Below are 16,092 nucleotides of genomic sequence, written 5' to 3'. Positions count from 1 at the left end.
TTTAATTTACGTCCCTATACATTTTATCCAAAAAGCTTGCAAGAGAAATGATGTCCTGACAGTTGTGCTCTATTATCGGCACAACGGGACCTATATTATTCTTTTCTAGGTAAGTGTCATAATATCCTGGAATATACTGTCCTGGAACGTCTCCTTCACGCTCGATTCCAAACAGTTCCCTTTCAATTGTTTGCAATTGGCAATTTGGCAGCTCGTCGCTCCAAAGGTTTTTTGCAAAATACATCAGGTCAAGATGGGGCAAGTCGAGATTTCCATCAATCCTGTTGTATCTACATCTATTTTTTATAAACGGCACATCAAAAGTCTTTCCATTGAATGTCACGTGCACGGAGTCCTCATCCAGATGGCTCAGATAGGCCTCTATTATGTTTGCCTCCTCGGAATAATCCCTTAGGAAGTACTGTGAGGATATGATCCTGCTTCCCTTTATTTCAGCCACGCCTATAAGTATTATTGGAACATTGGAGAGTCCCTTGGTTTCGATATCCATGAACTTGAAGTCTTCAGGATCCTTTAAGCTAATGCTTTTGATGATGTTGTTCCTGCATTTTTTTGTGTACCTGTTATTGTCCAGAAGGTCCATTATTTCAAGGTAGCTCATGTCATCTATTGTGGAGAGGAACTTGCCTGCGACATCTGAGTATTTGTCATGGCCTTTCAGTGACTCTATTGTTGTGTAGCCCTTTTTCTTGAGGTTCTGCTCTGTCTTCAAGCCAATTTTCGGAAGAAGCTTGAGGTTAGTGTTTATCTGCTTTTTAAAGTCATTGTCCTCAATGTTGAAGTCTATCCTTTGTGAGTTTTCTATTTTCAGCACTTCCCCATAGGATTCCTTAGAGACCTTGCAGTCCATAACGTCGGCCAATTTCTTGCCCTCATATTCAATAAGCAGTTTTTCCTTCAAATCCATAAAGTAGGAAGGTGACAATTTCCTTGCCCTGGCCTTTGCCTCCTCTGAGGGGTTAAGTGAGCTTATGGAGTTACTTAACATCTTCCTCAAATACTCTTCAAAGTTATCGTCATGTGTCATTCAATTTAACTTTATTAATTTGATAGATATAAAGGTTTTTAATAAAGTATACTTGAATTTTTATAAAATAACAATAACATTTATATATAGTTAAAACAATATTATAAATAAGGCTACATAGTAGCCTTGAGAGATAGATTAAACAGCCAAATTTAAAATTCATTTCTCTAAAGCTTGTAAAACAAGTAATAGGTAGTTAATTATCATATTAACTACCTAAACATCCCAATCTATTTTTAATTTTTACGAACCTTATGTTGTTAGAAAAGTATTTAACATTTTCAAACCAAAAATATAATTGATTATAATTTAAGGTTTAAAAAATGAAAGTGAAACTAGCAATAATATTCGGAATTGTAATATGGGCATTATCATACGCACTATCCGCAGTTTTCGGCCCAATATTCACAACCAGGCTTCCTCATATCGACATCATTATCCCAATAATAAGCATAGTCGTTACAGGATTTTTCGGAATACTCTACATCAGGAATATCGAGACAAACGAGGTTGTTGAAGGGATTTTAGTGGGAATAGTCTTTGTAATAATCGATATTATTCTAGATATGATTTTTTTCATTTTACCGAATGTTCCAAACCCAATGTTTGAAAATTACACAATACACATAATTTCAGTGGCAGTAATAACATTATCAATTACCACACTGTTAGGCTATTTGGCGCAAATGAAAATTGATTTAAAATAAGGAGACAACATTAATGATACCAAAATCACATCCACGTTATGAATCTCTTCTTTTAAGAGACAAAATGGTGAAAGCCGCCAAAAAGGGATATCTGGCAGACTCCGCAATGATAGCTCATGGTAGGGGAGAGGCTTTTGATTATCTAATTGGTGAAAGAACAACCTATCCTGCAAAAAGGGCAATGTATGTTGCCGTTGCAGCTTTACTCTTATCAAATAATCCGGTAATTTCCGTTAATGGAAATGCCACCGCATTAGCTGTTGAAGAAATAATTGAATTGGCAAACAGTGTCGGCGCAAAAATCGAAATAAACCTGTTTTACCGAACCGACGACAGGGTGAAGATCATCACACAGATATACAAGGATCTCGGTTACGATAAAATATTGGGCACCCTGGACGATGACATCGAGTATCTCACTGACATCAAGAACAACAGGGCAAGCGCCAGCAAAACTGGAATATACAGTGCCGATACCGTATTGATACCTCTGGAAGATGGGGACAGAGCCGAAATATTGAAAAAAAGCGGCAAAAACATAATAACCATTGATTTGAACCCACTTTCAAGAACTTCAAAAATGTCTGACGTGTCAATAATGGACAACATTGTCCGTGCGATACCTTTCATGACAAAAATAGCTGAAGACTTGAAAACTCAAGACAAGCAAGTATTGATGGAAATAGTTAATGACTTTGATAATGAAGAGAATCTTAAAGAATCATTAGAACAGATTAAATTAAAAGAGTGAATATAATGCAAGTAATGGGAATATCTGGATTACCTGGTTCCGGAAAAGGAATAGTTTCTGACATTGCAACTGAAAAAGGTGCGATTATCGTTAGTATGGGAGACATCGTGAGAGAAGAAGCTAAAAAAAGAGGGGAAGGCAGTAAGGAAACCGCTAAAAACCTAAGAAAAGAATTCGGAGAATACATCATTTCCGAATTGACAATTGAAAAAATCAAAAAGCTTCAGGATGAAGGCGTTGAAAAAACCATAATCGTTGAAGGAATCAGAAGCCTTCATGAGGTCGACATGTTCAAGGAAAACTTTGACAACTTCATGATCCTATCAATCTTTGCAAACACCAACATAAGGTTTGAAAGATTGAAAAAGAGAATGAGAGAAGACGATTCACAGGATTTCAACGAATTCAAAAAGAGAGATATGTCTGAATTGGGCTTCGGTATCGGATCCGTCATTTCACTTTCCGACAGATTGATAATCAACGAAAGCGATATGGAAAGCTTCATTCAGGACATCAACGATTTCTTTGACGAAATCGGATTATGATTATTTTTCCTGCAAGGTTGCATCTTCGATAATGTAAACACCACTGTCGAGGTGCCATTCCTTTTTATATTTTAATATTTCAAGTCTTTTTTTAAAAATAGGTCCGTCAATGGCCAGGGTTTCGGCTTCACCGCCCTCAAATGCAATATCAACATGATACTTTTCATTGAGCCTTACAAGTTCATCAATTGTCTCATCGTCGATAATGCGGCCTAACCATGACTCGTCCAATCCCCATGCTGCCACACCGCAAATCATTATCTTAAAGCCAAGGGATACGATTTTCCGCATGTATTCCAGCTCATCGACATGCCAATAGGGAGAGATTATTTCCAATCCCACTTCACTGCCGAGCTTTTCTATTCTGGATTTCTGATAAACTGAGTAAAGGGCGCCTGTGTATATGGCCTCCACGCCCAAATCCTTAAGATTTTCAAAAGCAGTCCTTAAATCCTCAAGTTCCTCTTCCTTTATCCCATCGGTTTCAACTGACATTATCGGAATGTCGAGTGCCTCTGCAAGCAGATCAGTTATATGAATGTTAGGAACATGAAACATGTATGATTCATCATTCCTGGATTTCATGGAAAGAAGATACCTGACATCCTCTTTCGCATCCAATGCGGCATAAACGGCCATAGTGCTGTCTTTACCGCCTGAAAACAATACTGCAACATTCATATTATCTCTTGCGCTTAGTATTCATGAACTTTCTAAATCTTCTATATAAAGGCACTACAGAATCCATGTAGATTCCGATTATTGAAACAATGACACCTACACCACCGCAAACCATGGTAAATTCAAGATTTGACAACATTGAGGCATTTGTATTGTTTACACTGTCCTGAATAGGTCCTTCAATTTTAGACGCAACGATTCCCTTTTCAAGCAATGCCTGTTCAAAATCATCCAGCTTGGTTGAATCCACAACAAGAACGGCATGAATCTGTGCATATGAAATGGTATCGTCATATACAAGTTTATACCAGTCTGAAAATGATTTTAGAGCATCTGATGCAGTGTAATTTTCTGCAAGCTCAATTTTAATCTCATTTGAGGTTACATTGTAGTTTTTATAATGTGAATCGATATTTCCCACAATTGAAGCGAAATAGTCGTGTTCCCGTTCGTTGAAACTCCACATCGGAATCGTGATCGAGGTCTCATCAAAGGACTTGAAACCATCCATTGAAGACAACTGGTCCCTCAACTGGTTAGTGTCGATTGAAGAAGACAAGTCTAAGTATAAAGTTTCTTCATTATTAGGCATGTTACTTTCAACAGCGCTTGCCATGGCAGGCAATTCCTCATATATCGGCTGCAGGAAGAACGCTCCTCCGATTGCGCCAATGAAGAACGCCACAACCAACACCAAAAGTATTTCACGCTTTGGCATATAATGTCTTAACATTCCTATTGAAAAGACAAAAAGCATCATGATAATGAATAAAACTATGTAAATTATAGTTGTAATTATATCCATAAAATTCCACACACCAATTAGTGTTATACTTTAATATTAAGTTATAATACTTAAAATAACTTTGTATGAATTTTAGCCTGTTTTGTGGATATTCATAGTTTCGCTACCCACCGGCCATTCGACGACAATCGTGTTTGTGCCCTCGGATATTGGTATTGTGGTCTTGGCCAGGTTTGACTTGGAGGTCACTTTCACCAGCTTTCTGCTTCCGTCCTTAAGCTTTAGATTGCATGAGACATGGCTATCGGTGACGTCAATCTTGCTGGGAGTCTGGGAGATTATATTCACGATTTGCCTTGACCCCTGACCCTGACCGTAAACGGTCTGAATTGCCTGCGAGAGTTTGGAGAGATCTGATTTCATGTCAAGGGAATCCGACACATCAAGGGCAGTCTGGATTGTGAAGTCCGTCAAGGGCAATGTAAACGCTATCAGGAGTATCATGGATATGGCAAATATCAAAAGATATTCCAGCGAAACCTGGCCCCAATTATCCCTCATCATATCACCAGCATTATGTTTTTTGCAAAAATCATCATTATGTCCCCATAGAACACCGCAATCAGCAATCCCGCCACGATTGCCGGAGTGAATGGATATGAAACCTTTATTGAGATCCTATTGTCAATGAACCCCTGAACGCTCATTATCTTAAGGAGGCTCTCCTCTTTTTTCGTTATTCCCCCTGCGCTTATGGACTTGAAATAATATTTGCAGCCCTTATCTGTGTTCTCGTATACCTTCAGGTTTCCGTCCTCTTCCCCAATCAAATCAGAGATGTGCTCATCGTCGAAATAATAGCTGTTTACAATGTTTCCCTCTTTTATCTCCCTAACGGGTATCGTCTTGTTCAGCGTCTTTTCCTTGATGTAGTTCAGGCTGTCCACGCTGAAGACGTTGAAGAGTATGTCTATATTGTTTTGAAACAGGTCCTTCTTGACTATCGCATAGCAGACGAAGACCATCAGGAATGGAAATGACACCAGTATGCTGTTTATGACAACGCTAAACGAAAAGGGATACACTGACAATACCGGAAAAATGTGCAAAAAGTCAATGTTTAAACCGAATGGTATTACTGTGGCAATGCCAGTGAAGAGCCTTACATCACCACCTCCCCATATCGACAATTGCCATAGCATATAAGTGATGGAATATGTGATAACCATTGAAATAATTGAAGCTAGAATGAATTTAATGTTAGTTGAAATCAATGACAAAATCAGGTTCGAAAAAAGGCCGAAGGCAATCAGGATATAGCATAACAGGTTCGGAACAAAACCCTTCCTAACATCGAAAATTGTCGCGCAAAGTGAAAACAATACTGTAACAGTTATCTGAATTAAAAATATACTACTGAAATTCATAGGTATATTATTCTACGTCAGATAATATAAATTAAGCAGAAGCCAAGCTAGCAAAATTGTTTTTAAGTTATAAAAAAAAGAAAAATTAATTTTTAGAATACTCGTAAATAGCTTCTAAAAATGCTTTGAATAATGGATGAGGTCTATTAGGTCTTGACTTGAATTCCGGATGGAATTGACAACCAATAGCCCAAGGATGATTTGGCAATTCGATAATTTCAACTAAAAAGTCATCAGGACTAGTACCTGAAATTATCAAGCCTTTTTCCTGCAGGTCATCTCTGTAATCATTGTTGAATTCGTATCTGTGCCTGTGACGTTCCTCGATATCGATTTCACCATATGCCTCATAGGTCTTGGTTCCTTCAATGATCTTACAGTCATAGGAACCTAAACGCATTGTTCCGCCCATGTTCTTGATTTTCTTTTGCTCTTCCATCATGTCAATTACAGGGTCGACAATGTCATCACCGAACTCTGAACTGTTTGCTTCAGGATAGCCGTTTCTTCTTGCGAACTGGGTTACCATGGACTGCATACCGAGACAGATTCCGAACAGTGGAACATCGTTTTCGATTGCGTAATCAATTGCATCCAATTTACCTTCAAATCCTCTTTCACCGAATCCTCCAGGAATCAGGATACCATCAAACTCTTTTAAGGCATCCCCGTCAAGCTCCTCAACATCGGAACTTAAATATTTGATATTTGCTTTCACGCCAATGCTTGCTGCAGCATGAAGCAATGATTCACGGATACTGATATATGAGTCTTCAAGTTCAACATACTTACCGACAATACCGATGGTGACCTGTGGGTCAGTTATCTTAAGAGATTTTACAATTTCTCTCCACTCATCGAGTTTGGAGGTGTCTGCTTCAACATCCAAACCTATTCTGTTAACGATTAGCTCACCGATGTTGCGGTCTTCCAAAACCAAAGGCACTTCATAGATGGTTCCTGCGTCAGGGGTGTTTACTACAGCGTTAACATCCACGTCACAGAAGTGTGCCACTTTTCCAAGAAGCGCATCGTCAATGTGAACCTGTGATCTACATACAATTACATCAGGATTAATACCGACACTTCTCAATTCTTTTGTGGAGTGTTGGGTAGGCTTTGTTTTGAATTCTCCAGCTGCATTTAGGTAGGGGATAAATGTAACGTGGACAAACATAACGTTTTCTCTGCCTTCTTCATTTCTGAGTTGCCTTAAGGCTTCGAGGAAAGGTTGACTTTCAATATCACCAACAGTACCACCGAGTTCGACAAGAACCACATCATAATCTGCGCTTTCGGAATTGGCCCTAATCATCTCTTTTATACGATTAGTTATATGTGGAATAACCTGTACACATTCGCCCAGGTATCCTCCTTCCCTTTCCTTAGCGATGACGGATTCATAAACTTTTCCGGTTGTAATATTAGCCATTCCATCAAGTTCAACATCCAAAAATCTTTCATAATGTCCAAGGTCCAAATCAGTTTCCATACCGTCATGAGTAACGTACACTTCACCGTGTTGATATGGATTGAGTGTTCCAGAATCCCAGTTCAAATAAGGGTCTATTTTAATAGCTGAAACCTTTAAACCATAAGACCTTAAAATTCTACCCATAGATGCAGAGGTGATACCCTTACCTATGGAACTAACTACCCCACCAGTTATAATGATATATTTTGTCAGATTAATCCTCTCCAATAATTATACTATAATTTTAGTTTTTACTAATATATAAAAATTTAATTTGGTATATAAAGTGGCATGACTATCGATTATTTTTCCAATAATATAACTTGTTTGAAATGTCCCTTGATGTCTCATCAAACTGATATTGACCACCATCACCATAATTTGCAAAGCTGCGGGACTGCTCAAAATCACTGCAGGAGTCTCCAGGGCCTTCAGTCATATATCCTCTCCTGCATACCATACCGTAAGATGCTCCATAGGGACTTACGCTCCAGTATGTGCAATTCAGACAGATATTGTCACCATTGTTTACCATGGAATCATAATCAGGCTCATCAAATGAATAATCATCATCAAAATCAACATCATGACCATAGACCGCATCATCCTTTCCTACGGTCCTGCCGCATTGAAAGCAGTAGTAGGTATCGCCCAGAGTTCCAAGCTCGCTTCCGCAGGATGGGCAACTTGGAGTAATCACCTCATCATCACTATACATTCCTCCGCCGCATTCATGGCAAAGGTATCCTCCAATCACCTCAGTCAAATCGGCACCGCATTTTGGACATAACTTCACCATTCAATCACCCTAAAAATGTTTCAATGAAATCCTTGACGTACTTGTCACAGAATTCCCAAGTGTGCTCTCCCTCATCGCCGACAAACCTTGCTTCAATGCCTTTGGAGTTCAGGTACTTGTAGAAATCTGCACACTTCTCAAACAAAAAGTCATCTATTCCGCAGGCCATGTAGATGTCCGGAAGGTCCTCACAGTTTTCAATTAAGAATTTAGGATCCTTATCTGAATTTTTAATCTCATCCAAATCGCCAAAAACTGATTCATAGAAGTCCCTTGAATGCAGCACGTTGTTGTCATCAGCATAATCAGCGATATCATCGGTTATCAGTGCAGGTGAAATCATTCCGATTTTGGAGAAGTTTTGAGAATATTTCAAGCCGTTTCTAAGGGCTCCATATCCTCCCATGGAAAATCCTGCAATGAAAGTGTCCTCCCTTTTGTCCGAAAGAGGGAAGATGTTTCTTGTGATGTCAAGCAATTCCTGACCGACATATTCGCCGTAATATGCGTGTGCCTTCTCGTTGTCAACGTAGAAACTGTTTTCACCACATGGAATTACAATGGCTATCCCATGGTCTTCGGCAAATTTCTGAATGGATGTGTTTGCAAGGAATATGTCATCGCTGCCGTATAATCCGTGAAGCAGATACAATGTCCTGTATGGCTGCGGGACGATTTCCTCGGTGTCCTGCAGGAAATGAATGTTGTCCGCAGGCAAAATCACGCTGATTGAAGTTCTCCTCTGCAAGCTCTTGCACTTTATGTCTCCTCTAAACAATACCATAGTTATCCCTTAATTTTCCAATTCTGTTATGAATAATGCGCGCTTATCCTCTTCTACATCGAATCCACAATATTCGTAAAACTTAACGTTCTCCATTAAGCAGATTACAACAATCCTCAAATAGTCCTTATAATGGGACTTGACCCTTTCGACAAGTTCCCTTCCAATTCCCTTAAGCTGGTAATCAGGCTTTACGAGCAGATAATGAACATATGCGTTCATTATTCCGTCATCCATTACGCAAATCATCCCGACCAGATCTTCACCGTCCCATGCGGAATAGACAGTATCGAAGTTTTTCATCGCTATGACAAGCTTTTCGGGATATTCCCCAGAAGACCATTCCACTGAGCAGAAAAGCTCCTGCAGTTCCTTTTTTGAAAACTTATGCGTATTCTTATATGTTATTTCAGATCTAATTTAAACCACCCTGTATTCTGTCCATTTGTTTGAGAAATATCTGTAAATGTAAATCGCAGCCCTCACATACCAGTCGATGAACATTGCAATCCATGTTCCGAACACTCCTATGCCCATCCAATCGGCAATGACATATGATAATGCTATTCTGCAGGTGAACATCACTGCAAGGCTAATGTACATCACTGATTTTGAGTCTCCGGCTCCCCTGAATGTTGCCGGCAATGTGAATGACAGCGGCCAAATTATTATTGCGAATATTCCGTGCCAAATCACCATATCAGTGGTCATTGCAGCCGTTTTTGCCGATAGGTTGTAAATGCCTAAAACGTATGGCAGGCTAGCGAAGATTATCGCATTTATGACAATGTGTGAAATCACCACAATAATCAGGCATTTCCTGTTGTAGTACCTTGCCTGCTCATAGTCATTGGCTCCAACGCAATTCGATATTATTGCAGTCAGTCCAAGATTGATGGCAAAACCGGGCAATACAGAAAATATGCCTATTGCATAACCAACGGAGTTTGCAGCTATTGCCATTGTCCCGAATGTTGAGACGAGACTGAGGACCAAAACCCTTCCCAATTGGAATAGGCCGTTTTCAACTCCATATGGAATGCCTATCTCCAAAACTTTCCTAAGGATTTTGGTGTCGAATTTATGCTTTAAAGTCTTTTTTATATGCAATTTATAATTTTCGTCAACAACGAAATGCAATATCAGAAGGGCCGCAAGCAGCCTTGAAATCACTGTTGGAATGGCCACTCCTCGAACATCCCATCCCAAAAAGTAGATGCAAATCGCATTTCCGATTACATTCAAAATGTCACAGACGAAAAGAATCTGCATTGGAGTGTATGCATTGTTGGTTGTTCTGAAAATCGCCGCTCCAGCATTGTAAATGGCCAAAAACGGAATTGACAATGCCATGAAATAGAGATATACGTCGGCGTTCGCCCAAACGTCAGCCTCAATGTGTCCAAACAAGAGCCCAATTAAAAATCGTCTTAAAAAAAGGATTGCAATCATCAGTATTGTGGATAATATTGTTGAAAACCAGACAAGCTGGGTTGCAGAGTCCTGGGCTTCCTTCAGTTGATTGTTGCCCAAATATTGTCCCGCAACGACTGCACCACCCGTTGCAAGAGCTGAAAATGAAAAAATGAGAAGTTGAACTAAAAAGTCAACTAGTGAAACTCCTGATATGGCCGCTTCACCTAATGAAGCCACCATCACTGAATCGGCAAATCCCACAAGGAATTCCAATGAGTATTCTATTAAAAGTGGAATGAATAAGGCAAGTAATGCCCTATTTGAATATAGATAGTTTTCAGGAGTTTTGAAAATGTTCATAACTTACCTTATGAAGTTTGTACGAGGTTTTTCTTCTTCTGTTATGGTCAAACCTTTCTCTTCACCTGCTTTCATGCATTCCAGGAAAAATGCCATGTTGTGGGCCAATTGCCTCATGGTGCCCAATCCTTCCTCATCCTGCATGACCTCTTCAGGAGTATTTCCGTGAACCATGTTCCAATAGAATGAGGATATGATTGGCATTTGGCTGATTCCCAAATACTTGATTAGCTGGTCGTAGGTTGCGGTTGTTCCTCCACGTCTTGCGGAACATACCACAGCTCCAGGCTTGTGCTTGAATGCCTCGCCATTGGCTCCATGGGAGTTTGAGTAAAATGCCCTGTCTAAAAATGAAGTCATGGATCCGTTTGCGCTGGCATAATACACAGGTGAGCCGAATACAAAAGCATCTGCATCGTATGCCTTTTTGACGAATTCATTTACAACATCATTGTCAAATGTGCATTGTCCTTTCTCGCCACACTTCATGCATGCAATACATCCTGTTATCGGTTTTGTTTTAATCCAGAAAATCTCTGTTTCTATATCATGTCCCTCTAGGGTTTTTGCAACTTCGCTTAAAGCTGTAAAAGTACATCCATTTTTATTTGGACTTCCGTTAACTAATAATACTTTCATTCTAATAATCTCCATCAATCAATCTTTGTACCAAGAAATGTCCTTGTTTAAATTCAAGGGATCCTTTTTTAACTCCTTCCTCATCAAATGATTCGCAATCGTCCCCTTCACGTTCGGAATCGAATATGATTATAGGCACATTGTCACGGGTGTGGGTTCCGACGCTGATTGGAGTCGGATGGTCCGGAAGGATTGCGCCCCTATATGGGCTGCCTTCAAGGCTTTCGATTATCGGTCCGACAATGAACTCGTCAATTCTTTCAATTGCCTTGACCTTTTCTTCAGTATTTTGAGCATGGCCCGCTTCGTCCGGAGCCTCAATATGAATCAACAATAAATCAGTTTCTTTTAATGCTTCAATACCGTATTCACCTTTCTGCTTATAGTCTGTATCGAAATATCCTGTGGCGCCAGGAACATTCACTATGTTCATTCCGGCAAAGTTTCCGATTCCCTTAAGCAAATCGACACCTGTTATTACAGAAGCTGTGATTCCATAGGTTTCCTCAAAGTTAGGCAATGTTGGGGTTACGCCCTGTCCCCATAGCCACACCATATTTGCAGGGATTTCCCTTTTCTTGTTAACCTCATGGTCCTTAAGGTATTCCCTTGCCTCATACATGATCTTGTGGAATTCCTCGGCCAGTTCGCATTCTCCGAATAGGTTGTCCACCAGCTTTTCGTCAACAATGTCATGAGGAGGCATTGTCTTGATGCTTGACATGATTTTGGCGTCCTCCACACTGTCGCAGGAGTATACGAACAGGTGCCTGTAGCTTACGCCGGTGTAGAACTTGCCTTTGAAGTCAGGATACTTTTCATTGAAGTATTCGTTCAATCCTTTCATCAGCTCATCGGCCTCTTCGGTTGAAATGTGGCCTGCATTAAAGTCGTCCATTGCATCGCTTTCGCTGTAGATGGTGTTGCATCTGAATATAACATCGCATGGAGTGGTTGGAATTCCTTCACTGCCCGCTTCCAGCGGTCCACGGCCTGTGTAGAAATCAGCTGGATTGTATCCGAAAATGCTCATGTTCGCCACATCTGAACCAGGTGTGTACTGGTCAGGCACATTGTTTGTGAATCCTCCAAATCCTTTGCAAGCTAACTTGTCGATATTTGGAGTGTTTGCTACCATCAAAGGAGTTTTGCCACCTAATTCATCTACAGGATAATCACTTGACCCATCAGGGATAAAAATTACATATTTCATATTATCATCATTTAAAAAAAGTAAAAAAATAATTTAATTAGTTTTTATTCTTTAAAATACTAATTAAATCAGTCAACATCGCAGAAGCAGTTTCAAGAGAACCTGCTCCAAGTCCAATCACGGAAACCTCATCCGCCAAATCTGTCTTGATGGTGGCCATGTTCAGGGTTCCGCTTACGTCATAGGAACTTCCCCTTTTAATCAGACGAGGGGAAACCTGTAAATTTTCAGGGGACACTTCAGCTATTAACTTGATTAGGTAATCGTCCTTTTTAGCCAGTTCAATAGCCTGTGAGTTAATGTTTGAAATACCCTCAACCTTAACGTCACTGTAGGTTGCGTCAATGCCTAAAAGTGAGTTTGCTAAAATTACTGTTTTACAAGCTGCATCTATACCTTCAACATCTTGTGTTGGGTCGGTTTCTGCAATACCCAATTCCTGTGATTCCTTAAGTATGACTTCATAATCTGAACCTTCTGAAGTCATTCTTGAGAGGATGTAATTTGTGGTACCGTTTAGAATACCCTTGATTGACTTGATTTCACATGATGCCAGTGTGTCTCTTGTGAAATTGATAATAGGCATTGATCCTCCGACACTTGCCTCATACTTGAATTCAACGCCTGCCTCTTCAGCAGCGCCAACTATTTCCTTGAATTTGAGTGCCAAGTGTCCTTTGTTTGAGGTCACTACATCTTTTCCCTGTTCGAATGCTTTTAGTGTTAATGAGAGTGCCGGTTGTGCATCAACGATATTAGTAGGAGTTGCTTCAATGAGACAATCGTATTCAACCGCATCCAAAACATCCAAACCGCTTTTATCAGAACCGAATTCAGGATATGCTGCCAGTTTTCCTTCTTCCTTTTTAGTTTTTACAAGCAACTCTTCATCCAATCCGTCCTGGGAGATTGCGGATGAAGATGAATCTGCTGCAGCAACAACCTTTACGCTGACTCCGGTTTTGTCTTTAATTAAATCCTTCTTCATGGAAAGGGCGTTGGCTACACCTTGGCCAACTGAACCGAATCCCATAATAATGACTTTACATTCATCCATAATAATCACTTAAACTTCATTAATTACCAGTAAATCCTTTTCCTCAGCAATTTCTGCAATTCTATTAAACACCGCTTGCTTTTTGCCCACATCTGCTTCAATGTTGATTAACGCAGTGGATTTTTCCTCACCGTTCAATTTTATGTCAAATGCAACGATGACAACCCCGTCAAGTGCATTGATTCTGTCCATGGTGTCTCTTAAGTCCTGGTCTACAATGTGGCCGAAGAAAATTGTGGTGATCTTTTCCTTTTTAACTACACCATCCATTTCTATAATGGAAAATCCTAATTCTTCAAATCTGTTAACTACTTTCTTAAGGTCTTCATGTTCCCCTTCAATGGTGAGTTGCACCGGAACATTGCCTTTTTCGTTTTTATAATCTCTTTTATGAATAACAGTGACAAGGTTTGCACCAAGACTACTGATTGGTTCCAATGCTTTAACAAGTTGTCCTGGAGTATCCATAAGTTCGAGAACCAAATTTATTCTCATGTTATCACTCTTAATTTGTCCAATCAGCTCTTTTTACAATGAGATTTCCATCTTTGTCAATATTGGCGTTTCTCAATATTTTTTCTGGATCTTTTTCATGAGCTTCATCTTCACGTGTTAAATTCAAATTATCGGTGATATACCAGGTTTCATCTGAATCTGGAATGTCCTCTAATATTTTTGAAAATTTTTCTATGATATCTTCAGCATCTTTTTCGATTGTCATAATATTAAAACTCCTATATTAATCAATAATATATTTATTATGTTTTTTAATATTAATAAAGTTATAAGAAAAAATGGGAAAAGTGATTAAAAAAAGTTTGAAAAGATTATTTAAGATACTGTGAAATGTCGGTATCCTTTAAAATCTTCTTTCTTAAAATCTTATCGATGCCTGTTCCGTATTGGGCTGCCTTTTTGGGCCTGTAGGCTATTTCATAATCAAGACCCTCTTCAAAGGCCAATTTCCTCAATATGCTTTTGCGCATGTCGTCATGCATGGAGACGATTTTCTTGTTGTCAGGGATGTTTAATACCAGCTCCACAAGGTTCTTGTCCAGAAACGGCAATCTCAACTCGACTGAATTGAGCATTGAGCATGCGTCATCACGTTCCAGGTTCACATGGTACATGTTTGAGATGTCCATACGGATGTCATAGTTCAGGGTGTCGTTTACAAAGCTTTCAAGGTAACGCTTATATCCTCCAAAGAGCTCATCTGCACCCTGGCCGGATATAGCCACTTTTATTCCGTCCTCGGCAACCATCTTTGTTGCAAGGTATGTGGTCATTCCAACGCCGACCTTCATGAGATTGTCATCACCGATTGCCTTTACGACCTCTGGGAGACTTTCGCGCACCATCTCCTCTGTAACCTCACATATCTTCAAGTCAAGATTGAGGAATTTTGAGGCATATATCGCTGATTCAATGTCCTTTGAACCTTCGGCCCCCACCGCATATAATGTGATTTTCAATGGAATGTTTTCGGCTATCTCTCCCAAAAGCAATGCGAGATACGAACTGTCAAGACCACCTGAAAATATTACACCGACCTCTCTTAATCCTTCAATCCTTTTGGAAACACTTAACTTTAATAGCTTGTCTATTTTAGTTACGTCACCCTCATAGATTTTTTCATAAATTGGTTGTGCCGGAGCTATATCCTCCCAGTTAAAAAGAATGTGTTCTGGCTTCAATGTTTCAATCTCATCAAAACCGACCTCATATAAGGACTGTCTGGATGATGCAAAACCTTTTAAATCATCATTTTCAGCATAAAAGAGCGGTTTGACACCCAACGGATCTCTTGAAATCGCAAGATTTTCACCATCCCAAACGGCAAATGCATAATCCCCGTCAATCAGTTTGGTTGCCATCTGAATAGCCTTTACAAGGTCTCCCTTATTGTAGAAGTCAATCAGGTAAAGCAATGCCTCCGCATCGGACAGAATCTCCTTTTCAACACCCACCTTGGAAAGCAGATTGGTGATTGTCCTGAAATTGTAGATTTCACCATTGAAAACTACAACAAGATTGTCATTTGCCACCGGCTGTGGCTCGGAAACCCTATCATTCAGGTCATAAATTGAAAGCAGATTATGGCCAAAAGCTATAGGATAGTCATTATCATCACTGAATTCATCCAAATCAATGTCTGTGTAAATTTCATCTAAAAAAAGACCTGATGAATCCGGCCCCCTATTTTTAGAGACCTTTAACATTTTAACTATATCATCTGCCTTGACCTTACCTTGTAAACCTACTATTGAACACATGGTATAAGGTATGGAACTAATGATACTTAAATTTAAAAAAAAAGAGTCTGTAAAATTTTATAGGCTTATTTGATTTTAAATTTTTTACAGTTGAAATTTCACTTCGGTGAAAATTCGTTCTAATTTTTCTTTAATTTTGTTTTTAATGGTTAAAAAATAGTAAATTACTT

General features: G+C 39.4%; 19 protein-coding genes. 3 read left to right on the top strand and 16 right to left on the bottom strand.

Going from position 1 to position 16,092, the window contains the following annotated elements; genetic code table 11:
- Nucleotide 1 precedes the first annotated feature (1 nt).
- The gene (locus MBBTH_RS03125) at nt 2-1,048 is read right to left on the bottom strand and encodes a ribonuclease H-like domain-containing protein (RefSeq protein WP_116591599.1); all 1,047 of its coding nucleotides are present in this window, start codon (nt 1,046-1,048) and stop codon (nt 2-4) included.
- A 323-nt stretch (nt 1,049-1,371) separates the two neighbouring features.
- Between MBBTH_RS03125 and MBBTH_RS03120 the strand changes: the two genes are divergently transcribed.
- From MBBTH_RS03120 to MBBTH_RS03110, 3 genes are read left to right on the top strand one after another with little or no spacing between them, the layout of a single operon-like run.
- Nucleotides 1,372-1,755: a hypothetical protein gene (locus tag MBBTH_RS03120; protein ID WP_116591598.1), complete on the top strand. Its 384-nt coding sequence runs from the start codon at nt 1,372-1,374 to the stop codon at nt 1,753-1,755.
- 13 nt (nt 1,756-1,768) lie between these two features.
- Nucleotides 1,769-2,506, top strand: a complete 738-nt coding sequence (locus MBBTH_RS03115) for a phosphopantothenate/pantothenate synthetase (RefSeq protein ID WP_116591597.1) — start codon at nt 1,769-1,771, stop codon at nt 2,504-2,506.
- A gap of 5 nt (nt 2,507-2,511) precedes the next feature.
- Nucleotides 2,512-3,051 carry a nucleoside monophosphate kinase gene (locus tag MBBTH_RS03110; RefSeq protein WP_116591596.1) on the top strand — a complete coding sequence of 180 codons (540 nt, stop codon included), beginning with the start codon at nt 2,512-2,514 and terminating at the stop codon, nt 3,049-3,051.
- On the opposite strand, the gene MBBTH_RS03105 is transcribed toward MBBTH_RS03110, so the two are convergent.
- The 15 genes from MBBTH_RS03105 to MBBTH_RS03035 form a co-directional block, all read right to left on the bottom strand.
- Nucleotides 3,052-3,732 carry a diphthine--ammonia ligase gene (locus MBBTH_RS03105; RefSeq protein ID WP_116591595.1) on the bottom strand — a complete coding sequence of 227 codons (681 nt, stop codon included), beginning with the start codon at nt 3,730-3,732 and terminating at the stop codon, nt 3,052-3,054.
- 1 nt (nt 3,733) lies between these two features.
- Nucleotides 3,734-4,537, bottom strand: a complete 804-nt coding sequence (locus tag MBBTH_RS03100) for a hypothetical protein (RefSeq protein WP_116591594.1) — start codon at nt 4,535-4,537, stop codon at nt 3,734-3,736.
- 72 nt (nt 4,538-4,609) lie between these two features.
- Entirely contained in the window at nt 4,610-4,957 is a 348-nt protein-coding gene (locus MBBTH_RS03095) for a hypothetical protein (RefSeq protein WP_133241936.1), read from the bottom strand.
- An 80-nt stretch (nt 4,958-5,037) separates the two neighbouring features.
- The gene (locus MBBTH_RS03090) at nt 5,038-5,904 is read right to left on the bottom strand and encodes a prepilin peptidase (RefSeq protein WP_116591592.1); all 867 of its coding nucleotides are present in this window, start codon (nt 5,902-5,904) and stop codon (nt 5,038-5,040) included.
- Between the two features lie 85 nt (nt 5,905-5,989).
- Nucleotides 5,990-7,606, bottom strand: a complete 1,617-nt coding sequence (locus tag MBBTH_RS03085) for a CTP synthase (RefSeq protein WP_116591591.1) — start codon at nt 7,604-7,606, stop codon at nt 5,990-5,992.
- Between the two features lie 67 nt (nt 7,607-7,673).
- Nucleotides 7,674-8,177, bottom strand: coding sequence for a hypothetical protein (locus MBBTH_RS03080; RefSeq protein WP_116591590.1), 504 nt, complete (start codon nt 8,175-8,177; stop codon nt 7,674-7,676).
- Nucleotides 8,178-8,181: 4 nt separating this feature from the next.
- Nucleotides 8,182-8,961, bottom strand: a complete 780-nt coding sequence (locus tag MBBTH_RS03075) for an alpha/beta hydrolase (protein WP_116591589.1) — start codon at nt 8,959-8,961, stop codon at nt 8,182-8,184.
- A gap of 9 nt (nt 8,962-8,970) precedes the next feature.
- Entirely contained in the window at nt 8,971-9,330 is a 360-nt protein-coding gene (locus MBBTH_RS03070) for a GNAT family N-acetyltransferase (protein WP_341476445.1), read from the bottom strand.
- Nucleotides 9,331-9,381: 51 nt separating this feature from the next.
- Nucleotides 9,382-10,737 carry an MATE family efflux transporter gene (locus tag MBBTH_RS03065; RefSeq protein ID WP_116591587.1) on the bottom strand — a complete coding sequence of 452 codons (1,356 nt, stop codon included), beginning with the start codon at nt 10,735-10,737 and terminating at the stop codon, nt 9,382-9,384.
- 3 nt (nt 10,738-10,740) lie between these two features.
- Entirely contained in the window at nt 10,741-11,376 is a 636-nt protein-coding gene (locus MBBTH_RS03060; RefSeq protein ID WP_116591586.1) for a flavodoxin family protein, read from the bottom strand.
- Between the two features lies 1 nt (nt 11,377).
- A complete protein-coding gene (locus tag MBBTH_RS03055; RefSeq protein WP_116591585.1) occupies nt 11,378-12,589 on the bottom strand; it encodes a cofactor-independent phosphoglycerate mutase in 1,212 nt (403 codons plus the stop codon).
- Between the two features lie 37 nt (nt 12,590-12,626).
- Nucleotides 12,627-13,646 (bottom strand): homoserine dehydrogenase, encoded by a 1,020-nt coding sequence (locus MBBTH_RS03050; RefSeq protein ID WP_116591584.1) that lies wholly within the window; start codon nt 13,644-13,646, stop codon nt 12,627-12,629.
- A gap of 9 nt (nt 13,647-13,655) precedes the next feature.
- A complete protein-coding gene (locus MBBTH_RS03045) occupies nt 13,656-14,141 on the bottom strand; it encodes an amino acid-binding protein (RefSeq protein ID WP_116591583.1) in 486 nt (161 codons plus the stop codon).
- A gap of 10 nt (nt 14,142-14,151) precedes the next feature.
- Nucleotides 14,152-14,367, bottom strand: a complete 216-nt coding sequence (gatC, locus tag MBBTH_RS03040; protein ID WP_116591582.1) for an Asp-tRNA(Asn) amidotransferase subunit GatC — start codon at nt 14,365-14,367, stop codon at nt 14,152-14,154.
- Between the two features lie 106 nt (nt 14,368-14,473).
- The gene (locus tag MBBTH_RS03035) at nt 14,474-15,922 is read right to left on the bottom strand and encodes an asparagine synthase-related protein (RefSeq protein ID WP_116591581.1); all 1,449 of its coding nucleotides are present in this window, start codon (nt 15,920-15,922) and stop codon (nt 14,474-14,476) included.
- Between the last annotated feature and the right edge of the window lie 170 nt (nt 15,923-16,092).

The sequence above is a fragment of the Methanobrevibacter thaueri genome (genome assembly GCF_003111625.1).
Classification (GTDB): domain Archaea; phylum Methanobacteriota; class Methanobacteria; order Methanobacteriales; family Methanobacteriaceae; genus Methanocatella; species Methanocatella thaueri.
The sequence above is the reverse complement of the archived record's forward strand: the minus strand, read 5'-3'. Positions and strand labels throughout refer to the sequence as shown.